The organism is Plantibacter flavus (genome assembly GCF_002024505.1).
GTDB classification, from domain to species: Bacteria; Actinomycetota; Actinomycetes; order Actinomycetales; family Microbacteriaceae; genus Plantibacter; species Plantibacter flavus_A.
In genome coordinates this window covers 1,803,486-1,827,651 of sequence record NZ_CP019402.1, presented here as the reverse complement: position 1 = coordinate 1,827,651, position 24,166 = coordinate 1,803,486, and the positions used below count along the sequence as shown (strand labels likewise).

Here is a 24,166-nt window from a genome sequence, read left to right as displayed (position 1 = left end):
CGTTGCACATCGCCGCGGCGCTCGTTCCGCTCGCGGTCCTGCTCGCGGCGTGTGCACCGGGGACGCCGGCCGCGTCGAGCACGCCGAAGGCCGGTGGGACCCTCGTGTACGCCAGCGGGGACGCCGAGCCCACGTGTCTCGATCCGCATGTCGGCGGCAACTACCCACAGGCCCTGTTGAGTGCGCAGTTCCTCGAGCCGCTCGTCTCGCGAGACGCCAAGGGCGAGATCATCCCGTGGCTCGCCGAGTCCTGGACGACGTCGGAGGACGGTCTGACCTGGGAGTTCACCCTGCGGTCGGACGTGACCTTCACCGACGGCACCCCGTTCGACGCGGCGGCGGTCAAGGCGAACATCGAGCACCTGCAGGACCCGGCGACGAAGTCGTCCACGGGTTACCTCGCGGTGGGCAAGGTCGCGTCGGTCGAGGCGGTCGACGCCACGACGGCCCGGTTCACGCTCTCCGCTCCCGACAGCGCGCTCCTGGAGTCGTTGTCGCAGCCGTGGACGGCGATGGAGTCCCCGACGGGGATCGCCCGCGGTGAAGCGGCGAACTGCGACGCTCCGGTCGGTACCGGGCCGTTCGTCATCGACGAGTGGGTGAAGCAGGACCACGTCTCGCTCGTCCGGAACGACGCCTACGACTCGGCACCGGGTGATGCCGCGAACGACGGTCCGGCGTACCTCGATGGCATCACGTGGCGCTTCATCCCCGACTCCGCGTCGCGCTTCGCGGCGCTGCAGAGCGGCGACGTCGACATCATCGACAACGCGCAGCCCGACACGATCGCGCAGGCGAAGGACTCGAAGACGATCGTCGATCTGGACGCACCACGTCCTGGCGCCTCGAACCGCATCGAGCTCAACGCGGGACAGGCGCCGTTCGACGACCAGCGCGTGCGTGAGGCCTTCGTGCGGTCGACGGACGTGAACGCCGGCATCGAGTCCCTGTTCTTCGGCACGGCGAAGCGTTCCTACTCGCCGCTGTCGAGTGCGGAGGCGACCGCCTACTCTGACGAGAGCCTGTTCGGCTACGACCTCGATGCGGCCAACAAGCTCCTGGACGAGGCCGGCTGGACCGAGAAGGACGAGGACGGCGTGCGGACGAAGGACGGCGTCCGGCTGACCGTGCGGTTCCCGGTCAGCACGAACCAGTCGATCCCGGCCGAACAGTCGCTCTTCGAGCAGATCCAGGCCGGAGCCGGTGACGCCGGCTTCGACGTGCAGCTGGAGCTGCTCGACCTGTCGAGCTGGTACGAGGCGCTCGGCTCCAACGCCTACGAGGCCGTCAGCGCTCCGTACACGAAGGTGGGACCGGACGTGCTCCGCGTGCTCTACGACTCCTCGGGCATCGTTCCGGCGCCGAGCGGCTACTTCGCGAACCACGCCCAGCTGGACGACCCCGCGCTCGACGAGATCCTGAAGCAGGCGAGCGACACCCTCGATCCCGAGGAGCGGGCGTTCCTCTACGAGCAGGCGCAGCAGATCATCCTCGACGGCTACTACATCCTGCCGCTCTACGACCAGCAGAACCACTTCCTGCTGAGCACCTCGCTGCAGGGCGTCCGCGCACTGCCGACGGTGTCGACGCCGGTCTTCGGGGACGCCTGGCTCGTGGAGTGAGCTCCATCGGCCGCTCGGGACGCGACCTCCGCCGCCTGGCCGGGCGGATCGGGGCGCGTCTGGCCGGTGCGGTGTTCGTGCTCTGGGCGGTCGCGACGGTCACCTTCTTCGCCGTCCGGCTGATCCCCGGCGATCCGGCGCAGGCCTATCTCGGTGGCCCCGGCTCCCAGGCCTCGGCTGAAGCGCTCGAGCGGGTGCGCGAGCAGTACGGCCTGGACCAGCCGCTCCTCGTGCAGTACCTGGCGCAACTGGTCCGACTGGTCCAGGGGGATCTCGGCGAGTCGGCGTCGCTCCGCACACCGGTGGCCCAGGTGCTCGCCGAACAGCTCGGCGGGACCCTGGTGCTGGCGACGGCGTCGCTCGCCGTCGCCTGGCTCCTGGCGCTCGGCCTCGCGGTCTGGTCGACCCGGGGTGGGCGGGTGTCCGCGGCCCTCGGATCGGCCGTCGAGCTCGTGGCGGCGTCGCTCCCCCAGTTCTGGCTCGCGACCGTCCTCATCACACTCTTCAGCACCTGGCTCGGATGGCTCCCTCCGGTGAGCACGGGTGATGCGGTCGGTCTCATCCTCCCGGTGCTGACCCTGGCCATCCCGGTCGCCGGGTTCCTGGCCCAGGTGATGCGGGAACCGTTGCTCGACGCGGGGAGCGCACCGTTCGCCGTCTCCGCAGCCGCCCGTGGTGAATCGACCACCGGCCTCCTGCTGAGGCACGGCCTACGCCACGCCGCCGTGCCCGCGGTGAACCTGTCGGGATGGGCCTTCGGGTACCTCATCAGCGGCGCGGTGGTGGTGGAGACCATCTTCGCCCGGCCCGGTCTCGGACGGACACTGCTCCAAGCGGTGACCGTCCGTGATGTCCCGGTGGTCACCGGCGTGGTGTTGAGCTCGGCGGTGGCCTACGTCGTCGTCATGTTCGTCGCGGACCTCGCGGCGGAGCTGCTCGACCCACGCGACCGGATCCGGCGGTCCGGCTCATGAGCGGGCTCGCGATCACCCCGACATCCGGAAGCCCCGACGCCCGGGTCCGCCGCGGACGGCGCCGCTCGTCGGGATTCGGCGCACCCGAGATCGTCGCGGCCGTGGTGGTGCTGTTCCTGCTCGGCTGTGCGCTCGCCCCCCAGCTGTTCGCGACAGCGTCACCGACGGCGGTCGACCCGCGGGCCGCGTTTTCGCCGCCCTCCCTCGCGCACTGGTTCGGCACGGACGAGTCCGGTCGCGACGTCTGGAGCCGGGTCGTGCACGGTGCGGGGACCTCGCTCCTCATCGGCGTCGCCGCGACGGCCATCGGACTGATCCTCGGAGCGGTCCTCGCGACGATCGCCGCAGTCGGCGGCCGGATCGCGGACTTCGCCGTGGGACGCGTCCTCGAGGTGCTCTTCGCGTTCCCCGGCCTGTTGCTCGCGCTCCTCGTGATCGTCATCGCGGGGCCCGGTCCGGTCACGGCGACGATCGCGGTCGGCCTGTCGACTGCGCCGGGCTACGCGCGCCTCATCCGCGGTCAATTGCTCCAGGTCCGCTCCTCCGACTTCGTCGAGGCCGCGCGAGTGCTCGGGCACGGGCCGGCCCGGATCCTGTTCCGACACATCCTCCCGAACGCCGTCGCCCCGCTGTTCGTCCTCGCGACCCTCGGCATCGGACAGGCGGTCGTCTGGGCGTCCGCCCTGAGCTACCTCGGGCTCGGGGCGCAACCACCCGCGCCGGAGTGGGGTGCCATGCTCGCCGCAGCACGCACCTACCTCGCGACGGCGTGGTGGCTCACGGCGTTCCCGGGTCTGATGATCGTCGCGACCGCCCTGTCCACCACGGTCCTCGGCCGGGGTCTCCAGCGCCGATCTCGGGAGGACGGCCGATGAGCGACTCCGCGCCACTGCTCCAGGTGGAAGCACTGACGGTCGGATTCGGCAGTGGGGACGCCGTCGTCTCCGGCGTCTCCTTCCAGGTCGAGCGCGGCACCTGCGTCGCGATCGTCGGCGAGTCGGGCTCCGGCAAGAGCGTGACCGCCAGATCGCTCCTGGGCCTCGCCGGCGCATCGGCGCGGGTGACGGCCGCTCGACTCGACTTCGACGGCACCGATCTCCGCGGACTCGGAGCATCGGCCTGGCGACGCCTGCGCGGGCGTCGCATCGGACTCGTCCTCCAGGACGCGCTGGTGTCGCTCGACCCCCTGCGACCGATCGGCCGCGAGATCGACGACGCACTCCGACTCGGCACCGACCTCGACCGGACCGCCCGCACCCGGCGGGTGCTCGAACTCCTCGAATCCGTCGGCATACCCGACCCGGCTTCGCGCATCGGCCAGCGTTCCGGTGAACTCTCCGGCGGACTCCGTCAGCGCGCGCTCATCGCATCGGCGATCGCATTGGACCCCGACCTCCTCATCGCCGACGAACCGACGACCGCGCTCGACGTCACCGTCCAAGCACGTGTCATCGGCCTCCTCGACGACGTCAAGCGGCGCGGGGCGGGCCTCCTCCTGATCAGCCACGACCTCGCCGTCGTCTCGTCGATCGCCGACCACCTCGTCGTGATGCAGCACGGTGTCGTCGTCGAGCAGGGGCCGGCCGAGCAGGTGCTGACCAGGCCGACACACCCGTACACCCGAGCCCTCATCGCCGCGGTCCCCACCGACCGCGCTCGAGGGACGCGCCTCAGCGCAGACCAGCCGGTCGACGCGGCCCCGGTGGCCGAACAGCCGACGACGCGCACCCGTCCGACGACGCAGACCGGATCGGATGCACCAGCGCTGGAGTTCCGATCCGTCACCCGGAGCTTCGAGCGTGGCCGGAGCGCCTCGCCGATCGTGGCGGTCGACGAGGTCTCGCTCCGCCTGGAACCGGGGACGACCCTGGGCGTGGTCGGCGAGTCCGGTTCGGGCAAGACCACCCTCGCCCGCATCGCACTCGGTCTCACCGCACCGCAGTCGGGAGCCGTGCTCTTCGAGGGCGAACCGTGGTCGGAGCTCCCCGAGCGAGCGCGTCGTCCACGACGGAACCGTCTGGGCTGGGTCTCGCAGGATCCGCTGAGCTCGTTCGACCCACGCTGGCGCGTCGACGCCATCCTCGCCGACGCCGTTCGTGGACGCGCGGCCGCACCTCGCGACATCAGCCGTCTCCTCGCGGACGTCGGCCTCGATCCCTCGCTGGCCCGCGCTCGCCCGCGGACGCTCTCCGGCGGGCAGCGGCAACGCGTGGCGATCGCCCGGGCACTCGCGAGTCGACCGTCGACGCTCATCCTCGACGAACCCGTCTCCGCGCTCGACGTCACCGTCCAGGCCAGGATCCTGGACCTCCTCGACGAGCTGCAGCGACGCCACGGCCTCAGCTACCTGCTGATCTCCCACGACCTCGGCGTCATCCGCCACATGAGCGACCGCGTCGCCGTGATGCAGCACGGGCGGGTCGTCGAGCATGGCGACGCCGAGCAGGTCTTCACCGCCCCGGCCCACCCCTACACCGCCCGACTGGCAGCCGACGCTCCGCGCCTCATCGCACCGGGTGCGGCATCAGGGAGCGACGCGGTCTGAGTCCGGCGTCGGGATCCGGTCGAGCACCGCCTGGACGACGGGCGCGAGGGTCTCGGCGTACACCCAGCTCAGGTGGTGGTGATCGCGGTACGCGAGGACACCGCCGATCACCGGCGAACACCGATCGGACGCGCACAGGGCGTCCGAGAGGTCGACGGCACGGACCCGTGGGTCGGTGCTCGCGAGGGCGGCCTCGTACTGCGGATCCTCCGTGAGCGCGTCGCTCCGGTCCCGGGCGCACCCGTCCTCCGGATCAGCGTCGTCGCGGACGCACTCCAGCACGTCGTCCGCCATCGTCGGGGTGTCGCGCAGGACGATGATCTGCTCGATCGTCTCGGGCACGAGCGCCCAGCGCTCCGCATAGGCCTCCGCAGCCACCTCCCGCCAGTCGCGGTCCCCCTCGGCGACGACCGGGTTCCGGGCGCGCGCCGAGACGACGAGCGTGTCGATCCCCGGCTCGTCCCGCAGCAGCTCGAGGGCGTCGCGGTTCCAGCTCAGGCACCCGGCGCGCATCTCGGCGAGCACCGCGGCGCTCGTCCCGGGCTCCGTGCGCTCGGCGTCGCTGAACGGGCAGGAGCTCTTCGCCGCGACGAGGAGCCGCCACCCGTTCGTCTCGGCAGCCGTCGCGAACGCCGGCAACCACTGCTCGGCGTGCGAGTCCCCGATGAGCGCCATCGTCCTCGTCGCCTGCTCCGCGCCGGCACCGTAGGCGCAGACCTCGAACACGGCGGCTCGGATGTCGGTGATGCAGCGGTCCGGCGGCAGGTCGGCCAGCGACGCGTCGGGAATGACGACCCCGCGGGTCTCATCCCCTGGAGACGCCGAGGAACCGTCGCGCGAGGTCTCGCCACCGGAGCCTTCCCTGCCGTCCGATGACGCTCCGTCGTCCCGCGGACACGCTGCAGCATCGACGAGCTCTGCGGCACCGAGGCAGTTCGACGGGGTCGCGACCAGGGTCTCGATGCGCTGCTGTTCGGCCGCGATGCGTGCCTCGGCACCGGGGAGCACCCCGATCGAGGCGATCGACAGGACGCTCATCGCGAGGGCGGTCGCGCCGATGACCCGTCGTGGCCGCCAAGCTGCGACACGCCCGAACCGGATCGGGCGCTCCACGAACCGCGTCGTCACCTCCGCCAGGACGCCGGTGATGACGAGGAGGACGAGCTGCTCGGGGACCGTGGCCGAACGACCGAGCACGATCCCGCCGAACACGATGAGGGGCCAGTGCCAGAGGTAGACCGCGTAGGAGCGGTCGCCGAGCCATTGGATCGGCGACCGGGCGAGCAGTGCGGTCGGCGACCACCGGACGTCCGGGGCCCAGGCCGCCATCACGGCGATCGTCCCGCCCACCGGCAGCGCCGCGGTCAACGCCGGGAAGGGTGTCTCCCCCGAATACCAGACGGCAGCCGCCCCGATCGCGGCGAAGCCGAGCCAGGCGACGACCGTGCGCCCACCCGCCCGCAGCCCCCAGCCGCGCCGGGCCCCCTCGGCGACCAGGATCGCCGTCAGTCCCCCGGCGGCGAACTCCCAGGCCCTCGTCGTCGTCGCGAAGTAGGCCGGAGACGGGTCCTGCACGGTGAAGACGACCGACCAGGCGGCCGACGCGATGCAGACGAGTCCGATCGCGATCGCGACGCCCCGACGCCGCACCGTCGGCGCAGCCGAGCGACGGGCGACCCGCACGGCGAGCCAGCCGGCGCCGAGGACCAGGATCGGCCAGACGAGGTAGAACTGCTCCTCGACCGACAGCGACCAGAAGTGCTGCACCGGCGACGGAGCGTCCTCCGCCGCGAGGTAGTCGATCGCGGATCCCGCGAGCGCCCAGTTCTCGATGTACAGGGCCGACCACGCGATCTCGCGCAGGAACCGGGGCAGGTCCCCGAGCGGCGCGAGGTACCAGCTCGCGACGAGGGTCGCGGTGAGGACGGTGAGTGCGGCGGGGAGCAGCCGTCGTGCGCGCCGGGCCCAGAACCGCCCGAGTCGGACCGAACCGGATCGCTCGACCTCGTCGAGGAGGTGCGCCGTGATGAGGAACCCGGAGATCGCGAAGAACACGTCGACGCCGACGAACCCGCCCGGTATGAGCCCCGGCCAGAGATGGAACACCACGACGAGCGAGACCGCCACGGCACGAAGGCCCTGGAGGTCGGCTCTGACGGGTCCGGTGACGGCTCTGGTCGACACGGTCCGATGCTATCGGCGGAGGATGGCGGTCGGCGGTCCGGCGACCTCCCGGTCCCCTGCGATAGCATGGGATGTTCCCACACACTCAGGCACGCAGACACGGTGCCGCACATATCAGCAGGAGATCGCCTCATGACCGCTGCCAGCATCCCGGACAAGCCGGCCCTCGAAGGTCTCGAGCAGAAGTGGGGCTCCTCCTGGGAGTCCGCGGGGACCTACCGGTTCGAGCGCGACGGCGCGACGCGTGAGTGCATCTACTCGATCGACACCCCGCCGCCGACCGCTTCCGGCTCCCTGCACATCGGTCACGTCTTCAGCTACACGCACACCGACGTGATCGCCCGCTACCAGCGGATGACCGGCAAGCGCGTCTTCTACCCCATGGGCTGGGACGACAACGGTCTCCCGACCGAACGCCGCGTCCAGAACTACTACGGCGTCCGGTGCGACCCGACACTCCCCTACGACGCGGACTTCACCCCGCCGTTCGAGGGTGGCGACAACAAGAGCACGAAGGCCGCCGATCAGATCCCGATCTCGCGTCGCAACTTCATCGAGCTGTGCGAGCGCCTCACCGTCGAGGACGAGCAGCAGTTCGAGGCCGTCTGGCGTGCGCTCGGCCTCTCCGTGGACTGGACGCAGAGCTACCGCACCATCGGCGACGAGTCGATCACGGCGAGCCAGCTCGCGTTCCTGCGCAACCTGGACCGCGGCGAGGCCTACCAGGCAATGGCGCCGACCCTCTGGGACATCACCTTCCGAACGGCGGTCGCCCAGGCGGAGCTCGAGGACAAGGAGCAGCCGGGCACCTACCGTCGGCTGTCCTTCCACCGCCCGGACGGCGGCACCATCGAGATCGAGACCACACGGCCGGAGCTCCTCCCCGCCTGCGTCGCCCTCGTCGCCCACCCAGACGACGAGCGCTTCAAGCCGCTGTTCGGCACGACCGTGACCACGCCGGTGTTCGGCGTCGAGGTGCCCGTGCTCGCCCACCACCTCGCCCAGCCCGACAAGGGCGCCGGCATCGCGATGGTGTGCACCTTCGGCGACATCACCGACATCGTGTGGTGGCGCGAACTCGACCTCCCCAACCGCGCGATCCTCGGCTTCGACGGCCGCGTCATCTCGGAGGCCCCTGAGGCGATCACCTCCGAAGCCGGTCTCGAGGCGTACGCGCAGCTCGCCGGGAAGACCGTCTTCAGCGCCAAGCAGACCGTCGTCGAGCTCCTCGCTGCCTCGGGCGACCTGATCGGTGAGCCGAAGCAGATCACCCACCCGGTGAAGTTCTTCGAGAAGGGCGACAAGCCGCTGGAGATCGTCTCGACCCGCCAGTGGTACATCCGCAACGGCGCCCGCGACGAACAGCTCCGCAGCCGCCTCCTCGAACTCGGCTCGGAGCTCGAGTGGCACCCCGACTTCATGCGCGTGCGCTACGAGAACTGGGTCGGTGGTCTGTCTGGCGACTGGCTGATCTCCCGCCAGCGCTTCTTCGGTGTGCCGATCCCCCTCTGGTACCCGCTCGACGCCGACGGCAACCCGGTCTACGACCAGCCGATCGCGCCAGACCACGCCGCTCTGCCCGTCGATCCCTCCAGCGATGCCGCACCCGGTTACGACGAGTCGCAGCGCGGCGTCCCCGGTGGGTTCATGGGCGAGGTCGACGTCATGGACACCTGGGCCACGTCGAGCCTCACCCCGCAGCTCGCCGGCGGCTGGGAGCGCGACCCAGAGCTCTGGGATCTCGTGTTCCCGTACTCGCTGCGCCCGCAGGGTCAGGACATCATCCGCACCTGGCTGTTCTCCACCATGCTCCGCAGCGTCCTCGAGTACGACCGGAAGCCGTGGGAGCACGCCTCCGTGTCCGGCTTCATCGTCGACCCCGACCGCAAGAAGATGTCGAAGTCGAAGGGCAACGTCGTCACGCCGGCGGCCATGCTCGAACAGCACGGTTCGGACGCCGTCCGGTACTGGGCGGCCTCGAGCCGTCTCGGCACCGACGCCGCCTTCGACCCGCAGAACCCGACGCAGATCAAGATCGGCCGACGCCTGGCGATCAAGGTGCTCAACGCCTCGAAGTTCATCCTCGGGTTCACCGGTCGTGAAGACGCCCCGGTGACGGAGGCCGTCGACCTCGCCATGCTGAGCGTCCTCCGCAAGACCGTCGCCGACGCCAGCAGTGCGCTGGCCGGTTACGACCACGCGCGCGCGCTCGAGCTCACCGAAGCGTTCTTCTGGACGTTCTGCGACGACTACCTCGAGCTCGTCAAGGAGCGGGCCTACGGCGAGGAGAGCCCTGAGCAGGCTTCGGCGGTGGCCGCGCTGCGGATCGCGCTCTCGACCCTGCTCCGCCTGTTCGCCCCGTTCATCCCGTTCGCGGCCGAGGAAGCCTGGTCCTGGACGCACGACGGCTCCGTGCACCGTGCCAGCTGGCCGACCGACGAGGAGTTCGCAGGACTCGCAGCGGGCGAACCGCAGGTGTTGCAGCTCGCGAGCGAGGCACTCACGGGCATCCGGCGCGCGAAGACGGATGCCAAGGCGTCCCAGAAGACCCGGGTGGACTCCGCGGTCATCGCCGGACCCGCCGCATCGATCGAGCTGCTCGCGCTCGTCGCAGACGACCTCCGCGCCGTCGGACGCATCGAGTCCCTCGACTTCCGCACGGCCGATGTCCTGTCGGTCGGCGACATCGTCTTCGCCCCGGCGGCCGACGCCGAGGAGGCACGCGCATGAGCGTCACCATCCGTCCCGCCGTCGAGAGCGACCTGTTCGCCTGGCACGCGCTGTACTCCGGATACGGGGAGTTCTACGGCAACCCCCTGACCGACGAGAAGGCCGTCCTCGTGTGGGGCTGGCTCAGCGACCCGACCCACCCGTTGACCGCGCTCGTCGCGGAGGACGCACAGGGCGCCCTCGTCGGGCTCGCCCACTATCGCGTGTTCCCCCGTGCCCTCGCCGGTGGGACCGGGCTCTACCTCGACGACCTCTTCGTCGCCGAGGACGCCCGCACCGGAGGAGTCGGGACCGCGCTGATCGAGCACGTCCGCGACCTCGCGAAGGCGGACGGCCACAGCGTCGTACGGTGGATCACCGCCGCCGACAACGAGCGCGCCCAGGCCGTGTACGACAAACTGGCGACCCGCACGAGCTGGGTCACCTACGACCTGGAGCCGTGATGCAACTCGGGACCCGCTGGGCCGTCGGCGCCAAGCCACCGGAGAACGTGCCGACGCCGGTGCAGACGGCCATCGCCGCCGAGGAGCAGGAGTTGCTCGCGCAGGGCGTGGACGCATCCTCGTGGCGCTGGACCCTCACCTGGCTCGAACGCCGACCCGTCGTCGAGCTCGACGACGGTACGACCATCCGTCAGCACGCGGACGGTTCCGTCAGCCTCACCCGGCCGGACGACGACCACGACGACGACGAGGACTGAGCCTCCTCCCCGGCACGCTGGATAGGGTGAGGTATGGAATCACACACGAATCCGTTCCTCCAGCCGAGCACACTCCCCTATCAGCTGCCGCCGTTCGGCGAGATCCGCGAGGAACACTTCCGCCCCGCCTTCACAGCCGGGTTCGCGCAGCAACTCGACGAGATCGCGGCGATCACCGCGCAGGACGACGCGCCGACCTTCGAGAACACGCTGATCCCGCTCGAACGGAGCGGCGCGATCCTCAGGCGGGTCGCAGCGGTCTTCTTCAATCAGAGTTCGGCGGACAGCTCCGCGTTCACCAATGCACTCGAGGAGGAGCTCGCGCCACAGCTGGCCGCCCACGAGGACGCGATCAGGCTCGACCCCGCGCTGTACGCGCGGATCGCGGCGGTCCACGCACGTCTCGACGACCTCCAGCTGTCGGCCGAGGCGGCCTACCTGGTCCGACGCGTGTACAGCGAACACACGCTCGCGGGCGCCGGTCTCGACGCCGAGGAGAAGCAGCGGCTCTCCGACCTCAATCTCCGCCTCTCGACGCTGACCACCCGGTTCGAGAAGCAGCTCCTGGCCGACACCAACGACCTCGCCGTCCACCTCACCGATGCCGCTGAGCTCGACGGGCTGAGTGCGGGCGAGATCTCCGCCGCGGCCCAGGCGGCCGCCGAACGAGGTCTCGACGGATGGCTCATCACCCTCGTCCTCCCGACCGGCCATCCGGCGCTGTCGTCGTTGACGCACCGCGGCGTCCGCGAGCGGATCATGACGGCCTCCCGTGCCCGCGGCACGCACGGCGGACCGAACGACAACCGTGACCTCGTGCTCGAGATCACCCGCCTCCGAGCCGAGCGCGCCGCACTCCTGGGGTTCCCGTCGCACGCGGCGGTGGTCACCGCGGACCAGACCGCGGGGACCCCGGAGGCCGTCGCAGCGCTCCTCTCCCGTCTGGCGATCCCCGCTGCCCGCAACGCGGATCGGGAACAGCGCGAGCTCGAGCGGGTCACCGGCCTCGAGACCGTCGGAGCATGGGATTGGCCGTTCGCGACCGAAGAGGTCAGGATCGACCGGTTCGACGTCGACACCAGCGTGATGCGCCCGTACTTCGAAGCGGGGCGGGTCCTGTTCGACGGGGTGTTCGCCGCTGCGACCAAGCTCTACGGCATCACCTTCGCCGAACGGACCGATCTCCGGGGCTATCACCCCGACGTCCGTGTCTTCGAGGTCTGGAACGAGGACGGCTCCGGCCTCGGCCTGTACCTCCTCGACTTGTACACCCGCGACAGCAAGCGCGGCGGCGCCTGGATGAACGCGCTCATCTCCCAGAACCGCCTGCTCGACCAGCCCACCGTCGTGGTCAACAACCTGAACGTCCCGAAGCCGGCCGAGCGCGAACCCACCCTGCTGAGCCTCGACGAGGTCACGACCTTCTTCCACGAGTTCGGCCACGCGCTGCACGGCCTTTTCGCGGAGGTCGAGTACCCGCGGTTCTCCGGTACGAACGTGTTCCGGGACTTCGTCGAGTTCCCGAGCCAGGTGAACGAGATGTGGATGCTGTGGCCCGAGGTGCTCGCCGGCTACGCCAGGCACGTCGAGACCGGTGAGCCGATGCCGCAGGAACTGGTGGCGAAGCTCCAGGCGTCCGAGGGATTCAACGAGGGCTTCTCGACGAGCGAGTACCTCGCTGCGGCGATGCTCGACCAGGCGTGGCACAGCATCGGTGCGGATGACCGCATCGACGATGTGGAGGCCTTCGAGGCGGCGGCGCTCCGATCCGCCGGACTCGACAATCCGGCCGTCCCGCCCCGGTACGCGAGCACGTACTTCGCCCACACCTTCTCGGGTGGATACGACGCCGGCTACTACTCCTACATCTGGAGCGAGGTGCTCGACGCCGACACCGTCGACTGGTTCACGGAGAACGGCGGACTGACGAGGGAGAACGGCGACCGCTTCCGCACCAAGCTCCTCGGGGTCGGCGGTTCGAAGGATCCGCTGGAGGCCTACCGCGACTTCCGTGGGCGCGACGCGGTCATCGAGCCGCTCCTCCGACGCCGCGGGCTCGAGGACTGAACGACGAAGCCCGCCGCAGCTACTCCGGAGGATCCGGGGCGCTGCGGCGGGCTGTCCACCGCTGGGTGTCGTCTAGGCCGACTTCTCCTGGCGGCGAGCCGCGCGCGGGACGATCGTCGGGGCCGCGTTCTCGACGACGGACTCCCGGGTGATGACCACGCGAGCGACCTCGTCGGTGGAGGGCACCTCGAACATGATCGGCCCGAGCACCTCTTCCATGATGGCTCGGAGCCCTCGGGCACCGGTCTTGCGGAGGACGGCGAGGTCGGCGATCGCTTCGAGTGCCGCCTGGTCGAACTCCAGCTCGACGCCGTCGATCTCGAACATGCGCTGGTACTGACGCACGAGCGCGTTCTTCGGGACCGTGAGGATCTCCATGAGTGCGTGCTGGTCGAGCGGTGTGACCGTCGTGACGACCGGCAGGCGACCGATGAACTCGGGGATGAGACCGAACTTGTGGAGGTCTTCCGGCAGGACCTCGCCGAAGAGGTTCACGTCGTCGCCCTTGCTGTGCAGGGGTGCACCGAAACCGATGCCCTTCTTGCCCGCGCGGGAGGAGATGATCTCCTCCAGCCCGGCGAAGGCGCCTGCCACGATGAACAGGACGTTCGTCGTGTCGATCTGGATGAACTCCTGGTGCGGGTGCTTCCGGCCGCCCTGCGGGGGCACCGAGGCGACGGTGCCCTCGAGGATCTTGAGGAGCGCCTGCTGGACGCCCTCACCGGAGACGTCGCGCGTGATGGAGGGGTTCTCCGCCTTGCGGGCGATCTTGTCGACCTCGTCGATGTAGATGATGCCGGTCTCCGCGCGCTTGACGTCGTAGTCGGCGGCCTGGATGAGCTTGAGGAGGATGTTCTCGACGTCCTCGCCGACGTAGCCGGCCTCGGTCAGTGCGGTCGCATCGGCGACGGCGAAGGGGACGTTGAGTCGCTTCGCGAGGGTCTGCGCGAGATAGGTCTTGCCGCAGCCCGTCGGGCCGATGAGGAGGATGTTGCTCTTCGCGATCTCGATATCGTCGTGCACCGTCTCGGCGGGAGCGAGCGTGGCACGGGAGCGGACGCGCTTGTAGTGGTTGTACACCGCGACCGAGAGGGCCTTCTTCGCGGCCTCCTGGCCGATGACGTACTCCTCGAGGAAGGCGAAGATCTCCTTCGGCTTCGGGAGGTCGAACTCGCTCACCGTCTCCTCGCTCGCTTCGGCGAGTCGCTCGGCGATGATCTCGTTGCACAACTCGACGCACTCGTCGCAGATGTACACGCCGGGACCAGCGATCAGCTGCTGGACCTGCTTCTGGCTCTTGCCGCAGAACGAGCACTTGAGCAGATCGGCGCTTTCGCCTATCCGTGCCATGTCTTTCCCTCTCCCTGGAGATTCGGTGCTCCGAGCCTAACCTGTCCCTGCGACAACTCGGCGCGCCACCCCGCTGGGATGACGCGCCGAGTCGCGAGCACGGGAACCGGGTCAGGCCGTGATGGCCGCGATCGGGTTCTTCCGTGAGGTGAGCACCTGGTCGATGAGACCGTACTCGAGCGCCTCGGCGGCCGAGAGGATCTTGTCGCGGTCGATGTCCTTGTTGACCTGCTCCACCGAACGGTTGGAGTGGTGGGCCAGGGTCGACTCGAGCCAGCCGCGCATGCGGAGGATCTCGGCCGCCTGGATCTCGATGTCCGAAGCCTGTCCGTGGCCGGCCTCGCCGACGGCGGGCTGGTGGATCAGGATGCGGGCGTTCGGGAGCGCCAGGCGCTTACCCGGCGTACCGGCGGCGGTGAGCACGGCAGCGGCGGAGGCCGCCTGTCCGAGGACCACGGTCATGACGTGCGGACGGATGTACTGCATCGTGTCGTAGATCGCCGTCATCGCGGTGAACGAGCCGCCGGGTGAGTTGATGTACATGACGATGTCGCGGTCGGGGTCCATGCTCTCGAGCACGAGCAGCTGCGCCATGATGTCGTCGGCCGATGCGTCGTCGACCTGCACGCCGAGGAAGATGATGCGGTCCTCGAAGAGCTTCGCGTACGGGTCCTGGCGCTTGTAGCCGTAGGCCGTGCGCTCTTCGAAGCTCGGGAGGATGTAGCGAGCACCCGGCATCTGCAGCGAGCGGCCCGCCGCACTGAACGTTGGAGTCTCCATGTGTTGCATTCCTGTCTGGTCGAAGCCGGGTTACTTGTCGCTGTCGACGGTTCCGCCGCCGCCGGCCACGTCGAGCGCGGACTCACGGAGGTGGTCGACGAAACCGTATTCGAGCGCCTCTTCGGCGTTGAACCAGCGGTCGCGGTCGCCATCGGCGTTGATCTGCTCAACGCTCTTGCCGGTCTGTGCCGCGGTGATCTCGGCGAGACGGCGCTTCATGTCGAGGATGAGCTGCGCCTGGGTCTGGATGTCGCTCGACGTCCCGCCGAATCCGCCGTGCGGCTGGTGGAGAAGCACGCGGGCGTTCGGGGTGATGTAGCGCTTGCCCTTCGTGCCGGCCGTGAGGAGGAGCTGACCCATCGACGCGGCCATACCGATACCGACCGTGACGATGTCGTTCGGCACGAACTGCATGGTGTCGTAGATGGCCATGCCGGCCGTGATGGAGCCACCGGGCGAGTTGATGTAGAGGTAGATGTCGCGCTTCGGGTCGTCCGCGGCGAGCAGCAGCAGCTTGGCCGCGATCTCGTTCGCGTTCTCGTCGCGGACCTCGGCGCCCAGCCAGATGATCCGGTCCTTCAGCAGGCGGTCAAAGACACTGGGCGAGAACTGTGGTTCGGCCATTATCGCTCCGTTTCGGTTGTGCAGTGGTTCGAATCTATCGGAGGCGACGCACCACCAACGCCCTGTTCGCCCTCGGCAGACTCCCGGGCGGCGGGGTTCGCCGGAGGCGGACGGACCGCGCGACCGCCGGGTCTCAGCGGAGCGGATCCGTCTCGAGTTCGTCGGCGTAGGCGCGGACGGACCGGTGGTAGCGCGGGAGGTGCGGCACAAGGGCACGGAGGGCGACCGCGGTCGCTCGGCGCGGGTCCCCGAGCTGGCGAGCGCCAGTGCCAGGAAGGCCGCGGTCGCGTCCGCGTACGGACCGGTCGGATCGTCCGCGAGCTGCTGTTCGAGCAGATCGACGCTCTCAGCGGTCCGGCCGAGGTTACGGAGCGTGCTGGCCAGTTGGATGATCGCCTGCGGACGGTGCTCCTCGTCGAGCCCGGCTTCGAGGGCGGCACGGTAGAAGACCTCGGCCTCGACCTCGTGGCCGGCGGAGTCGCGCGCACCGGCAGCCTCGAACGCGGCACGGGCGTCACCCGCCGGACGCTCCGCGACCAGCGCGTCGATGGCCGCGATGCGCTGCTCGTCGTCGATGGTCTCGTCGGCCCAGACGGCTGCGACCCGTTCGTCCCAGCCGGTTGGTTCGATCGTCGTCATCATTGCTCCCATTCGGCTGATGTGTCCGGAGACGACGACAGGGGCGGAATCGCTTCCGCCCCTGTCGTCACTGCTGGTGCTGTCCTACTCGGCAGCGGCCTCGTCGGCAGCGGCCTTCTTGGCCGGTGCCTTCTTGGCGGGCGCCTTCTTCGCAGGTGCCTTCTTGGCGGCGGCCTTCTTCGGCTCGGCCTCGACCGGAGCCTCGTCGGCGGCGTCCTCGGCCGGAGCCTCGGTCGTCTCGTCGGCGGCAGTCTCGGTGGCGGCGTCCTCGTCCTCGACCACGGCGACGAAGTCGCTCAGGTCGACGGGCTTGCCGTTGGAGTCGACGACCTCGGCCTTGCCGAGCGCGATGGCGATTGCCTTGTTGCGGGCGACCTCGCCGACCATAGCGGGGATCTGACCCTGCTGGCCGAGTGCCTCGATGAATTCACCGGGTTCCATGCCGTACTGCGACGCGCTCTGGATGAGGTACTCGGTGAGCTCGTTCTGGTTCACCTGGACGTTGAGCGACTCGGCGAGGGCGTCGAGGAGGAGCTGCGTGCGCAGTGCCTTCTCGCTGGACTCGGTGACCTCGGCGCGGTGCTCGTCGTCCTCGAGGCGGTTCTCGCCCTCGAGGTGACGGTGCACCTCGTCCTCGATGACGCTCTCGGGCACGGGGATCTGCGCGGCCTCGAGCATGGCGTCGACGAGCGCGGTGCGTGCGTCGCGGCCCTGGGTGATGACCTGCTGGCGCTCGACGACCTCGCGCAGCTGCGCCTTGAACTCGTCGATGGTGTCGAACTCGCTCGCGATCTGAGCGAAGTCGTCGTCGGCCTCGGGGAGCTCGCGCTCCTTGACGGCGGTCAGGGTGACGGTGACCTCGGCGTCCTCGCCCTCGTGCTCGCCACCGAGCAGCGGCGAGGTGAAGGTGGTGGTCTCACCGGCGGTGAGGGAGTCGAGTGCCTCGTCGATGCCGGTGAGCAGCTCGCCCGAACCGATCTCGTAGGAGACGCCGCTGGCGCGGTCGACCTCGGCGTCGTTGATCTTGGCGACCAGGTCGAGCTGGGCGAAGTCGCCCGTCTTGGCCGGGCGGTCGACGGTCACGAGCGTGCCGAAGCGCGCGCGGATGCGGTCGAGCTCGTCCTGGACGTCGGCTTCGCCGGCTTCCTGGGCGTCGACGGTGAGCTTGAGGCCCTCGTAGTCGGGAAGCGTGATCTCGGGACGGACGTCGACCTCGATATTCACGAGCAGGTCGCCGGAGAAGTCCTTCTCGTTCGGCCACTCGACGATGTCGGCCTGCGGGCGGCCGAGCGGACGGAGTTCGTTCTCCTCGAGTGCCTTGCGGAAGAAGCCGTCGAGGCCCTCGTTGACGGCGTGCTCGATCACGGCGCCCTTGCCGACGCGCTGGTCGATGATCGCCGGTGGCACCTTGCCCTTACGGAAGCCGGGGACGTTGATGTCCTCGGCGATGTGTCCGTAGGCGTGGGTGATGCTCGGCTTGAGCTCCTCGGGCGTCACCGCGATGGCGAGCTTGACGCGAGTGGGGCTCAGCTTCTCGACCGTGGTCTTCACGTGATTACTTCTCCTGTGTCGGGGATTCTGCCTCAGTTGAGGACGCAAAACGGAGTCGGGGCGACAGGATTCGAACCTGCGACCTCCCGGTCCCAAACCGGGCGCTCTACCAAGCTGAGCTACGCCCCGGATCGGCGACAATCCGGCCAGCCGGCCCGACCGACGAGCGGTGGGCGAAATGGCCTCGGTCAGTCTAGCCCAGAATCTGTGCGGCCCCTGTGCGGTTTCCGGGGCGGAACCGGCCTCGGCACACGTGGCTGCACGGATGGGCGCTCGGGATGCAGTAGCATTACCGGGTGAGTTCGTCGCAGTGCGGCGCCTCGGGGATGTAGCTCAATGGTAGAGCCTCAGTCTTCCAAACTGATTACGCGGGTTCGATTCCCGTCATCCCCTCTCAATACATCAGAACCAGGCGGCGGCGCGAAAGCAGGCGCGACGGTTCCGTCATCGCGCAGGGCCTTCCTGACGCCGCACCCTTCGACAGGCTCCGGGCGCGAAGCGTCCCGAGCGATCCTCTCCCGGTCACTGAGCCTGTCGAAGTGCCCACGAGGAAGCCTGATCGTTCCGGGCACACTTCTCCCGGTCACTGAGCCTGTCGAAGTGCCCACTGGAAACCCTTCGACAGGCTCAGGGACCGGAGCTGGTCAGAACGGTGCGGGGTCCGGTTCCGTCCGATGGTGTTTCCCGTCGGGTGTCGTCCACTCAAGGACCCCACCCGGTCCATGGTCGAGGTTCCACCCCGGAAGGTGCTTCATCCGATGATGATGTCGACAGAGACAGGCGAGATTCCCGACATCCGTCGTCCCGCCGTCCTCCCACGCGACCGAATGATCGAGGTCACACGCTCTGGCCCGCCTCCCGCAGCCCGGTGCCCGACAGGTGCCGTCCCGCAGCCGGACCGCACGTTGGAGATCGGCCGGAACGCGGTACCGGTTCCGGCCGACGGAGAGGACCGCACCCGTTTCTGCCTGGACGAGGATCCGGGTGAAGCTTGGTGCATTCACCGCGATGCGTGCGGCGGTCTCCGGGTCGATGAGACCGTACCCGTCGAGGGTTGCCGGAGTGTCGGAGACACCGGCCATGCTCAGCGCCGGGACCGTGACCTGCACGGTCGGCTTGATGTGCTCCTGCACCTCGATCGGGTGCGGGAGGACCGCGCTGGACATGACGTCGCCGGGTGTGACGCCGGTGAGTGCGAGCGCCGCGAGCGCGTCGGCCTGGAGTTGTGCGCAGGTGCGGGTGTCACCGGCCTTGCGCGATTCCGCAGCTGCCGTCTCGACCCGCTCGATGATGCCTTGCGCGATCGGTGCCGTCGTGAACAGGTGCACCCACGCCATGCCGTCCGCGGCAGGTTCGAACTCGATCCGACGGTCAGCCTCCGAACGGGTTGCGCGTGCGGTGATCGATTCCGGGTGGAGGCGCTCGCGCAGGACGCGGGCACGCTTCCGGAGGTACGCATTGGTGGATTGTTCGGCGACCGGCAGGACCTCGGCGAGGAACACCGCTCGCCCTGCGGTCGGGACGTCGCAGAGCTGATCCGTGATGGTCTGCGCATGCCGCGCCGAGATACGACCGGCTTCGAGGGATTCGAGTACAGCCGGTGCTTCGTTCACGAGCAGTTCGGCATCGTTGGTCGCGCGCTGGACCGTCCGTTCCGGCGTCCGTGTCGCCATGGCGAGGGCCGCACAGGTGGAGCGGCGGGAGAGGGCCTGGCGTTCCGCCGGCGGGAAGATCGCCGGAACCGTGACGTCGGCATAGGCGTCGGCGTAGGCGGCAGAGCGGGTGAGGAGCCGGGCCTCCTCGGCGTCCAGAGCAGCACGCCGACGCTGGATGTCCGCGTAGTGGTCCGAGAACTCCGCGAGGCGTGCGGCGTGCTCGTCGCTCGCGCGGGTCGCGGTGAGGGTGGTCTCGGTCATGGGACAAGTCCACCATGAACCACTGACATTCCAGATGCCGAGTGAGGGTGACTGTGGAAGTTGCTCGTGTGCCCTTCGACAGGCTCAGGGACCGGGAGGAGGAGCGCCGGTTCTCCGCGTGCCCTTCGACAAGCTCAGGGACCGGGAAGAGGAGCGCCGGATTCGTGAGGTTCTCCGCATGCCCTTCGACAGGCTCAGGGACCGGAGGAGGTCCCCCAGGGACCGGAGGTGGTCATCGGGGTCGGGAGGGAGACCACCGGAGCGGGGAGGTCGCTCGTGTGCCGTTCGAGGGGTCGAAGCGCGGGGAGGACGGAGCACGGGATGCGCGACGGCCTAGGCTGAGCGCATGCGACTCGACGCGATCTGGCCCCACATCTGGACGGTGGCCGGCGCGCTCGTCTTCTTCATCGGGGTGTACGCGCTCGCGACCGGACGACTCGGCGTCGGCCTCATCTGCATGATCGGCTGCGTCGTCTGCCTGTCCGGCTCGCTCGCCGCGCAGCGTCGCCTCAAGAAGCGCGACGCACGCCGCCGCTAATCCTCGTCGACGGCTGCGGCGTGGACCGCTCTGAGCGCGACGTAGTGCGCTGCGTTCTGCCGGATCGCCTCCTGCTCGTCGGCCGTCAACTCCCGCCGCACCTTGGCCGGGACCCCCGCGACGAGCGAACCGGGCGGCACGATCATGCCCTCGAGGACCACGGCTCCCCCGGCGACGAGCGACCCGGCACCGATCACGGCTCCGCTCAGGACCACGGAACCCATACCGATGAGGCAGTCGTCCTCGACGGTGCAGCCGTGGACGACCGCGTTGTGTCCGACGGAGACGTTGCGCCCGATGACCGTCGGGTGGCCGCTGTCCGTGTGCACGGCGACCCCGTCCTGGATGTTGGACCCGGCGCCGAGCGTGATCGAGTCGGAGTCCGCACGCAGGACGGCGTTGTACCAGACGCTCGAATCCGCGGCGAGCGCGACGGCCCCCACCAGCACGGATCCCGGCGCCGTGTAGGCGCTCGGATCGATGCGGGGCGAGCGTCCGTCTGAGAGTTTCCTGACCGTACCGTGCAGCGTCATACCGGCCACGCTATCGCAGGCGGCTCCGACGGACGGGAACCCGCGTCGTTCCGGGGTGAATCGCCGGTACGGTCAGGCTTTCCTTGCTGAGTGCACCCTTCGTAAGCCGAGCCTCGACTTCCTTGCGGAATGTCTGCGGCTGAGTACCGTTGCATTCAAGCAGACCGACGAATCCGTCCGACCAGGGCCTCACTCGTCAACGAAGGGGAAACACCATGACCGACATCACCACCTCCATTCCGCAGGCCGTCGCCAACCCGGACGTCGCAGCAGGCACCGCGCAGTTCCTCAGCCCCGTCGTCGTCGACCTCACCGCCATCGTCGTCAACGGCAAGCAGGCCCACTGGCACGTGCGTGGTGCGAACTTCATCGGCGTCCACGAACTGCTCGACGACATCGTCGACCACGCGCAGGAGTGGGCCGACCTCGCCGCGGAGCGCATCGTCGCCCTCGGCCTCCCGGTCGACGCACGCCTCAGCACCGTCGCCGCGAAGACCAGCACGCCCGAGCTGAGCGAGGGCTTCCAGCAGTCCGACCGCACCATCGCCGAGGTCATCGCCCTCATCGACGCAGCGTCCGCCTCGGTCAACACCGCGGTCGACGAGCTCGACGAGCTCGACCAGACCAGCCAGGACATCGCGATCGAGATCGCCCGCGGCCTCGACAAGGACCGCTGGTTCCTCTTCGCCCACCTCAGCCGCTAGCACCCCGGCGGGGCGACCCGCGAGCATCACCTACGAAGGGGCAGTCCACCGTGGCTGCCCCTTCGTCGTGTTCCCGCGGGCCGCGCAGCGTCACGCCCCCGGGCCGGGCCTCACGGCTGCCGTCAGGCGCCCACCCAGCATCGTCGCCAGGACCGGCATGGTGCGCAGGGCCTCCGGCGCGCAGGAGAACGGGTCGAACCCCACGACGACGAGGTCGGCGGGGCGGCCGACGGCCACCACGTCGTCGTCTCCTCTGGTCGACGCCGCCAGCGCCTCCTCGACCGTGATGGCCTGCTCGCCGTGCCAGGCCTCGCGTCCATCGCGGCTGCGCGTCACGGCGGCGGCGATGGAGACCCACGGGTCGAGCGGAGCGACCGGGGCGTCGGAACCGAGTCGGAGCGTTGCACCGGCGTCGAGGAGGCTGCGGAGCACGAAGGCACGGTCGGTGCGCCCGGCCCAGTGGACCTCGGCGATGTCCCGATCGTCCATCGCGTGTTCCGGCTGGACGCTCGCAGCCGTTCCGGTCCGCGCGAACCGCGCGAGGTCCGACGCCCGGAGGAGCTGCGCGTGCTCGATCGTGCCCTTCGCGCCGGTCGTCTCGATGGCGTCGAGCGCAAGGGTGTTGGCTCGGTCGCCGATGGCGTGCACCGCACAGTGGAGGCCGTTGGCGGTCGCAAGGGTGAGCAATGCGGTGAGTCGCTCCGGCGGGACGTTGAGCATCCCGTGCGCGTCGGTTCCAGGAGCCGAACCCGGATAGGGCGCGTCGCAGCAGGCCGTCCGGGTGTTGAGGGATCCGTCGGTGATGACCTTAAACGGGCCGACCTGCACCAAACCGTCCGTTCCGGCGAGTACTCCGCCGGTCACGAGCCCGGCGTCGATCGCGCGCTCGAGGTGCTCGGCGTACACGCCGAAGGAGATGCGCAGCGCGCGAGTCCCGTTCCCGACCCGACGGATCCAGTCCGCGGCGTTCCAGCGCATCTCCAGGTCGACGACACCGACGACGCCGCGGGATGCCGCCTGGTCGGCTGCGGCGTCGACCCAGCGGTCGGAGAGCTCGTCGGCGACCTGGTCGAGCTGCTTGAGGACGGCGAACGACTCCTCCTCCCGCAACAGGCCGGTGGGATGGTCGGCGAAGCCCGTGGCCCGGAGCGCCGCGCTGTTCAGCCAGCAGCAGTGGAGGTCGGCGCTGACCAGCACGACCTCGCGGTCCGGTGCGATCGCGTCGAGCAGGGCGAACGTCGGAGTGTCCGGCCAGAGGGCGTCCCGGAACCTCGCGCCCTCGACCCAGCCGTCACCGTCGGCCTCCTGAGCGATCCGCTCAGCGACCAACTCGACCGCCTCGGCGGCGGATGCGGCCGAGGACAGGTCAACGCGCCTGGCCGTGCGCGCCCACTGGGTGAAGTGCACGTGGTGGTCCCAGAGCCCCGGCAGGAGGAAGCCACCACCACCGTCCAACACCCCCGGGTCGGAGCTGAGCAGGACCTCGGGATCGGCGGGTCGGATCGCCACGATCGAGCCGCCATCCAGCAGGACGTCGACCCGTTCGGCGTCGGACGAGCCTCCGCGGCGCGGTCCGGACAAGTGGACGTCGGCGATCGTCGTGACGAGGTCGCCGACGGGTCCAGGGCGGTGCTCGGTCATCACATCGGTCCTCGTCGGTTCGGCAGGCGGGTTCGGTTCAGCGCTGACAGTTCGGGCACCAGTACAGCTTGCGGGCGCCCATCTCCTCGAGGAGGATGTTCGTCCCGCAGACCCGGCACGGCAGTCCCTCCCGCTTGTAGACCCAGTGGCGATCGGCGCGGTTGGCCATCGCGAGGCGGTAGTCGGCCGCCGACAGGTCGTCCATCGTCATCATCTGTCCGGTCTCGACCCCGATCGCGAGCAAACGCGTCCAGTCGAGCCAGATCTCGCGGAGCGTCTCGACGGGGACCGTCTTCCCGGTGCGGTGCGGATCGAGACGGGCGCGGAACAGCAGTTCGGCGCGGTAGACGTTGCCGATCCCGCTGATGATCTGCTGATCCATGAGGAGCAGGCCGATCGGGGAACCCTTGCGGTGCGCACGCGACACGAACCGCTCCCCCGCCTCCGCGCTCGGGTCGAGCAGTGGATCCGGTCCGAGCCGATCGATGACGGCCTGCACCCCGGCGGCGTCGATCACCTCGCAGGCGGTCGGCCCGCGGAGGTCCGCCACGGTCGTCTCGGTCAACAGCCGCACGCGCACCTGACCCACCGGTTCGGGTGGGAACCGCTCGTCGATCTCGGCGAGTGGACTCGACTGCTCGGACATCCGGACCCTGGCCCGGCGCGGTGCACCGATGCTGTGCAGGGAGTTCTCCCCGTCCGCATCGTGGATCGGCGCATCGTCGTCGTCGAGCACCGTGCCGCGCTGGTTCGTCTGCCCCATGCGGCCGTTCGAGGCGGCGATGGTCGGGTCCGACCGGATCTCACCGGCGAAGTCCCACGCGCCGTACAGACCGAGGTGCACCCGCAACCACAGTCCGTCGTCGAACTCGAGGAACATCTGCTTGCCCACGGCCTTGGCGTCGGTGACCGTCCGGCCGTCGAGCACGGCGGCACCCTCGGCGAAGCGCCCCTGGGGAGACGACACGGCGACCCGGTGTCCGACGAAGTTCTGAGCGAACTGTCGGGCGATGCGATGGACGGAGTGCCCCTCGGGCATGGTGACTCCTCACTCGGTGGGGGCGCGAT

At 69.5% G+C, this 24,166-nt stretch carries 19 protein-coding genes, 2 tRNA genes and 1 pseudogene; 11 read left to right on the top strand and 11 right to left on the bottom strand.

Translation table 11 applies throughout. The annotated features are described in order from the left end of the window. Nucleotides 1–2 precede the first annotated feature (2 nt). From BWO91_RS08620 to BWO91_RS08605, 4 genes are read left to right on the top strand one after another with little or no spacing between them, the layout of a single operon-like run. Entirely contained in the window at nt 3–1,622 is a 1,620-nt protein-coding gene (locus BWO91_RS08620; protein ID WP_240555752.1) for an ABC transporter substrate-binding protein, read from the top strand. Next, on the top strand, nt 1,619–2,596 hold the full coding sequence (locus tag BWO91_RS08615) for an ABC transporter permease (RefSeq protein ID WP_079002315.1): 978 nt from the start codon (nt 1,619–1,621) through the stop codon (nt 2,594–2,596). Before BWO91_RS08620 ends, BWO91_RS08615 begins: the two co-directional genes overlap by 4 nt. Continuing rightward, on the top strand, nt 2,593–3,471 hold the full coding sequence (locus BWO91_RS08610; protein ID WP_071260839.1) for an ABC transporter permease: 879 nt from the start codon (nt 2,593–2,595) through the stop codon (nt 3,469–3,471). Before BWO91_RS08615 ends, BWO91_RS08610 begins: the two co-directional genes overlap by 4 nt. Then, a complete protein-coding gene (locus tag BWO91_RS08605; protein WP_079002314.1) occupies nt 3,468–5,141 on the top strand; it encodes a dipeptide ABC transporter ATP-binding protein in 1,674 nt (557 codons plus the stop codon). Before BWO91_RS08610 ends, BWO91_RS08605 begins: the two co-directional genes overlap by 4 nt. Here BWO91_RS08605 and BWO91_RS08600 read toward each other — a convergent pair. After that, a complete protein-coding gene (locus BWO91_RS08600; RefSeq protein ID WP_079002313.1) occupies nt 5,121–7,325 on the bottom strand; it encodes an acyltransferase family protein in 2,205 nt (734 codons plus the stop codon). The genes BWO91_RS08605 and BWO91_RS08600 overlap by 21 nt on opposite strands. A gap of 132 nt (nt 7,326–7,457) precedes the next feature. On the opposite strand from BWO91_RS08600, the gene valS reads away from it, so the two are divergent. Genes valS through BWO91_RS08580 form a run of 4 tightly spaced genes read left to right on the top strand, consistent with a single transcriptional unit; the run spans nt 7,458 to nt 12,822 of the window. Beyond that, nucleotides 7,458–10,055, top strand: coding sequence for a valine--tRNA ligase (gene valS / locus BWO91_RS08595; protein ID WP_079002312.1), 2,598 nt, complete (start codon nt 7,458–7,460; stop codon nt 10,053–10,055). Further along, nucleotides 10,052–10,498, top strand: coding sequence for a GNAT family N-acetyltransferase (locus BWO91_RS08590; protein ID WP_064295157.1), 447 nt, complete (start codon nt 10,052–10,054; stop codon nt 10,496–10,498). Before valS ends, BWO91_RS08590 begins: the two co-directional genes overlap by 4 nt. Then, nucleotides 10,498–10,755: a hypothetical protein gene (locus BWO91_RS08585; protein ID WP_079002311.1), complete on the top strand. Its 258-nt coding sequence runs from the start codon at nt 10,498–10,500 to the stop codon at nt 10,753–10,755. The genes BWO91_RS08590 and BWO91_RS08585 overlap by 1 nt, the downstream gene beginning before the upstream one ends. Before the next feature lie 33 nt (nt 10,756–10,788). Then, the gene (locus tag BWO91_RS08580) at nt 10,789–12,822 is read left to right on the top strand and encodes a M3 family metallopeptidase (RefSeq protein WP_079002310.1); all 2,034 of its coding nucleotides are present in this window, start codon (nt 10,789–10,791) and stop codon (nt 12,820–12,822) included. A gap of 72 nt (nt 12,823–12,894) precedes the next feature. Here BWO91_RS08580 and clpX read toward each other — a convergent pair whose 3' ends face one another. The 6 genes and pseudogenes from clpX to BWO91_RS08550 form a co-directional block, all read right to left on the bottom strand. Then, on the bottom strand, nt 12,895–14,172 hold the full coding sequence (gene clpX, locus BWO91_RS08575) for an ATP-dependent Clp protease ATP-binding subunit ClpX (protein ID WP_064295154.1): 1,278 nt from the start codon (nt 14,170–14,172) through the stop codon (nt 12,895–12,897). 111 nt (nt 14,173–14,283) lie between these two features. After that, nucleotides 14,284–14,952 (bottom strand): ATP-dependent Clp protease proteolytic subunit, encoded by a 669-nt coding sequence (locus tag BWO91_RS08570; protein WP_071260849.1) that lies wholly within the window; start codon nt 14,950–14,952, stop codon nt 14,284–14,286. 30 nt (nt 14,953–14,982) lie between these two features. Next, nucleotides 14,983–15,576, bottom strand: coding sequence for an ATP-dependent Clp protease proteolytic subunit (locus BWO91_RS08565; RefSeq protein WP_056006680.1), 594 nt, complete (start codon nt 15,574–15,576; stop codon nt 14,983–14,985). Nucleotides 15,577–15,870: 294 nt separating this feature from the next. Further along, nucleotides 15,871–16,215: pseudogene (locus BWO91_RS08560) on the bottom strand (tetratricopeptide repeat protein); the annotation flags it as partial. 84 nt (nt 16,216–16,299) lie between these two features. Beyond that, on the bottom strand, nt 16,300–17,766 hold the full coding sequence (gene tig, locus BWO91_RS08555; protein WP_071260850.1) for a trigger factor: 1,467 nt from the start codon (nt 17,764–17,766) through the stop codon (nt 16,300–16,302). A gap of 55 nt (nt 17,767–17,821) precedes the next feature. Beyond that, a tRNA-Pro gene (locus BWO91_RS08550) sits at nt 17,822–17,895 on the bottom strand. 193 nt (nt 17,896–18,088) lie between these two features. On the opposite strand from BWO91_RS08550, the gene BWO91_RS08545 reads away from it, so the two are divergent. Next, nucleotides 18,089–18,159: transfer RNA gene (locus tag BWO91_RS08545), tRNA-Gly, on the top strand. Between the two features lie 251 nt (nt 18,160–18,410). Here the strand turns inward: BWO91_RS08545 and BWO91_RS08540 are convergent. Further along, nucleotides 18,411–19,682 carry an HNH endonuclease signature motif containing protein gene (locus BWO91_RS08540; RefSeq protein WP_079002308.1) on the bottom strand — a complete coding sequence of 424 codons (1,272 nt, stop codon included), beginning with the start codon at nt 19,680–19,682 and terminating at the stop codon, nt 18,411–18,413. A gap of 346 nt (nt 19,683–20,028) precedes the next feature. On the opposite strand from BWO91_RS08540, the gene BWO91_RS08535 reads away from it, so the two are divergent. After that, nucleotides 20,029–20,220, top strand: a complete 192-nt coding sequence (locus BWO91_RS08535; protein WP_079002307.1) for a hypothetical protein — start codon at nt 20,029–20,031, stop codon at nt 20,218–20,220. Here BWO91_RS08535 and BWO91_RS08530 read toward each other — a convergent pair. After that, nucleotides 20,217–20,753 (bottom strand): gamma carbonic anhydrase family protein, encoded by a 537-nt coding sequence (locus BWO91_RS08530; protein ID WP_079002306.1) that lies wholly within the window; start codon nt 20,751–20,753, stop codon nt 20,217–20,219. The two genes, BWO91_RS08535 and BWO91_RS08530, sit on opposite strands and share 4 nt — an antisense overlap. Nucleotides 20,754–20,968: 215 nt before the next feature. Here BWO91_RS08530 and BWO91_RS08525 point away from each other — a divergent pair, with 215 nt between their 5' ends. Further along, a complete protein-coding gene (locus BWO91_RS08525; RefSeq protein WP_064295149.1) occupies nt 20,969–21,457 on the top strand; it encodes a Dps family protein in 489 nt (162 codons plus the stop codon). A 90-nt stretch (nt 21,458–21,547) separates the two neighbouring features. Here the strand turns inward: BWO91_RS08525 and BWO91_RS08520 are convergent, their stop codons facing one another. Together BWO91_RS08520 and BWO91_RS08515 are read right to left on the bottom strand one after the other, a co-directional pair. After that, complete coding sequence (locus BWO91_RS08520; RefSeq protein WP_079002305.1) at nt 21,548–23,098, bottom strand: amidohydrolase; 1,551 nt, start codon at nt 23,096–23,098, stop codon at nt 21,548–21,550. Nucleotides 23,099–23,135: 37 nt separating this feature from the next. After that, nucleotides 23,136–24,137: an Fpg/Nei family DNA glycosylase gene (locus BWO91_RS08515; RefSeq protein WP_079002304.1), complete on the bottom strand. Its 1,002-nt coding sequence runs from the start codon at nt 24,135–24,137 to the stop codon at nt 23,136–23,138. Between the last annotated feature and the right edge of the window lie 29 nt (nt 24,138–24,166).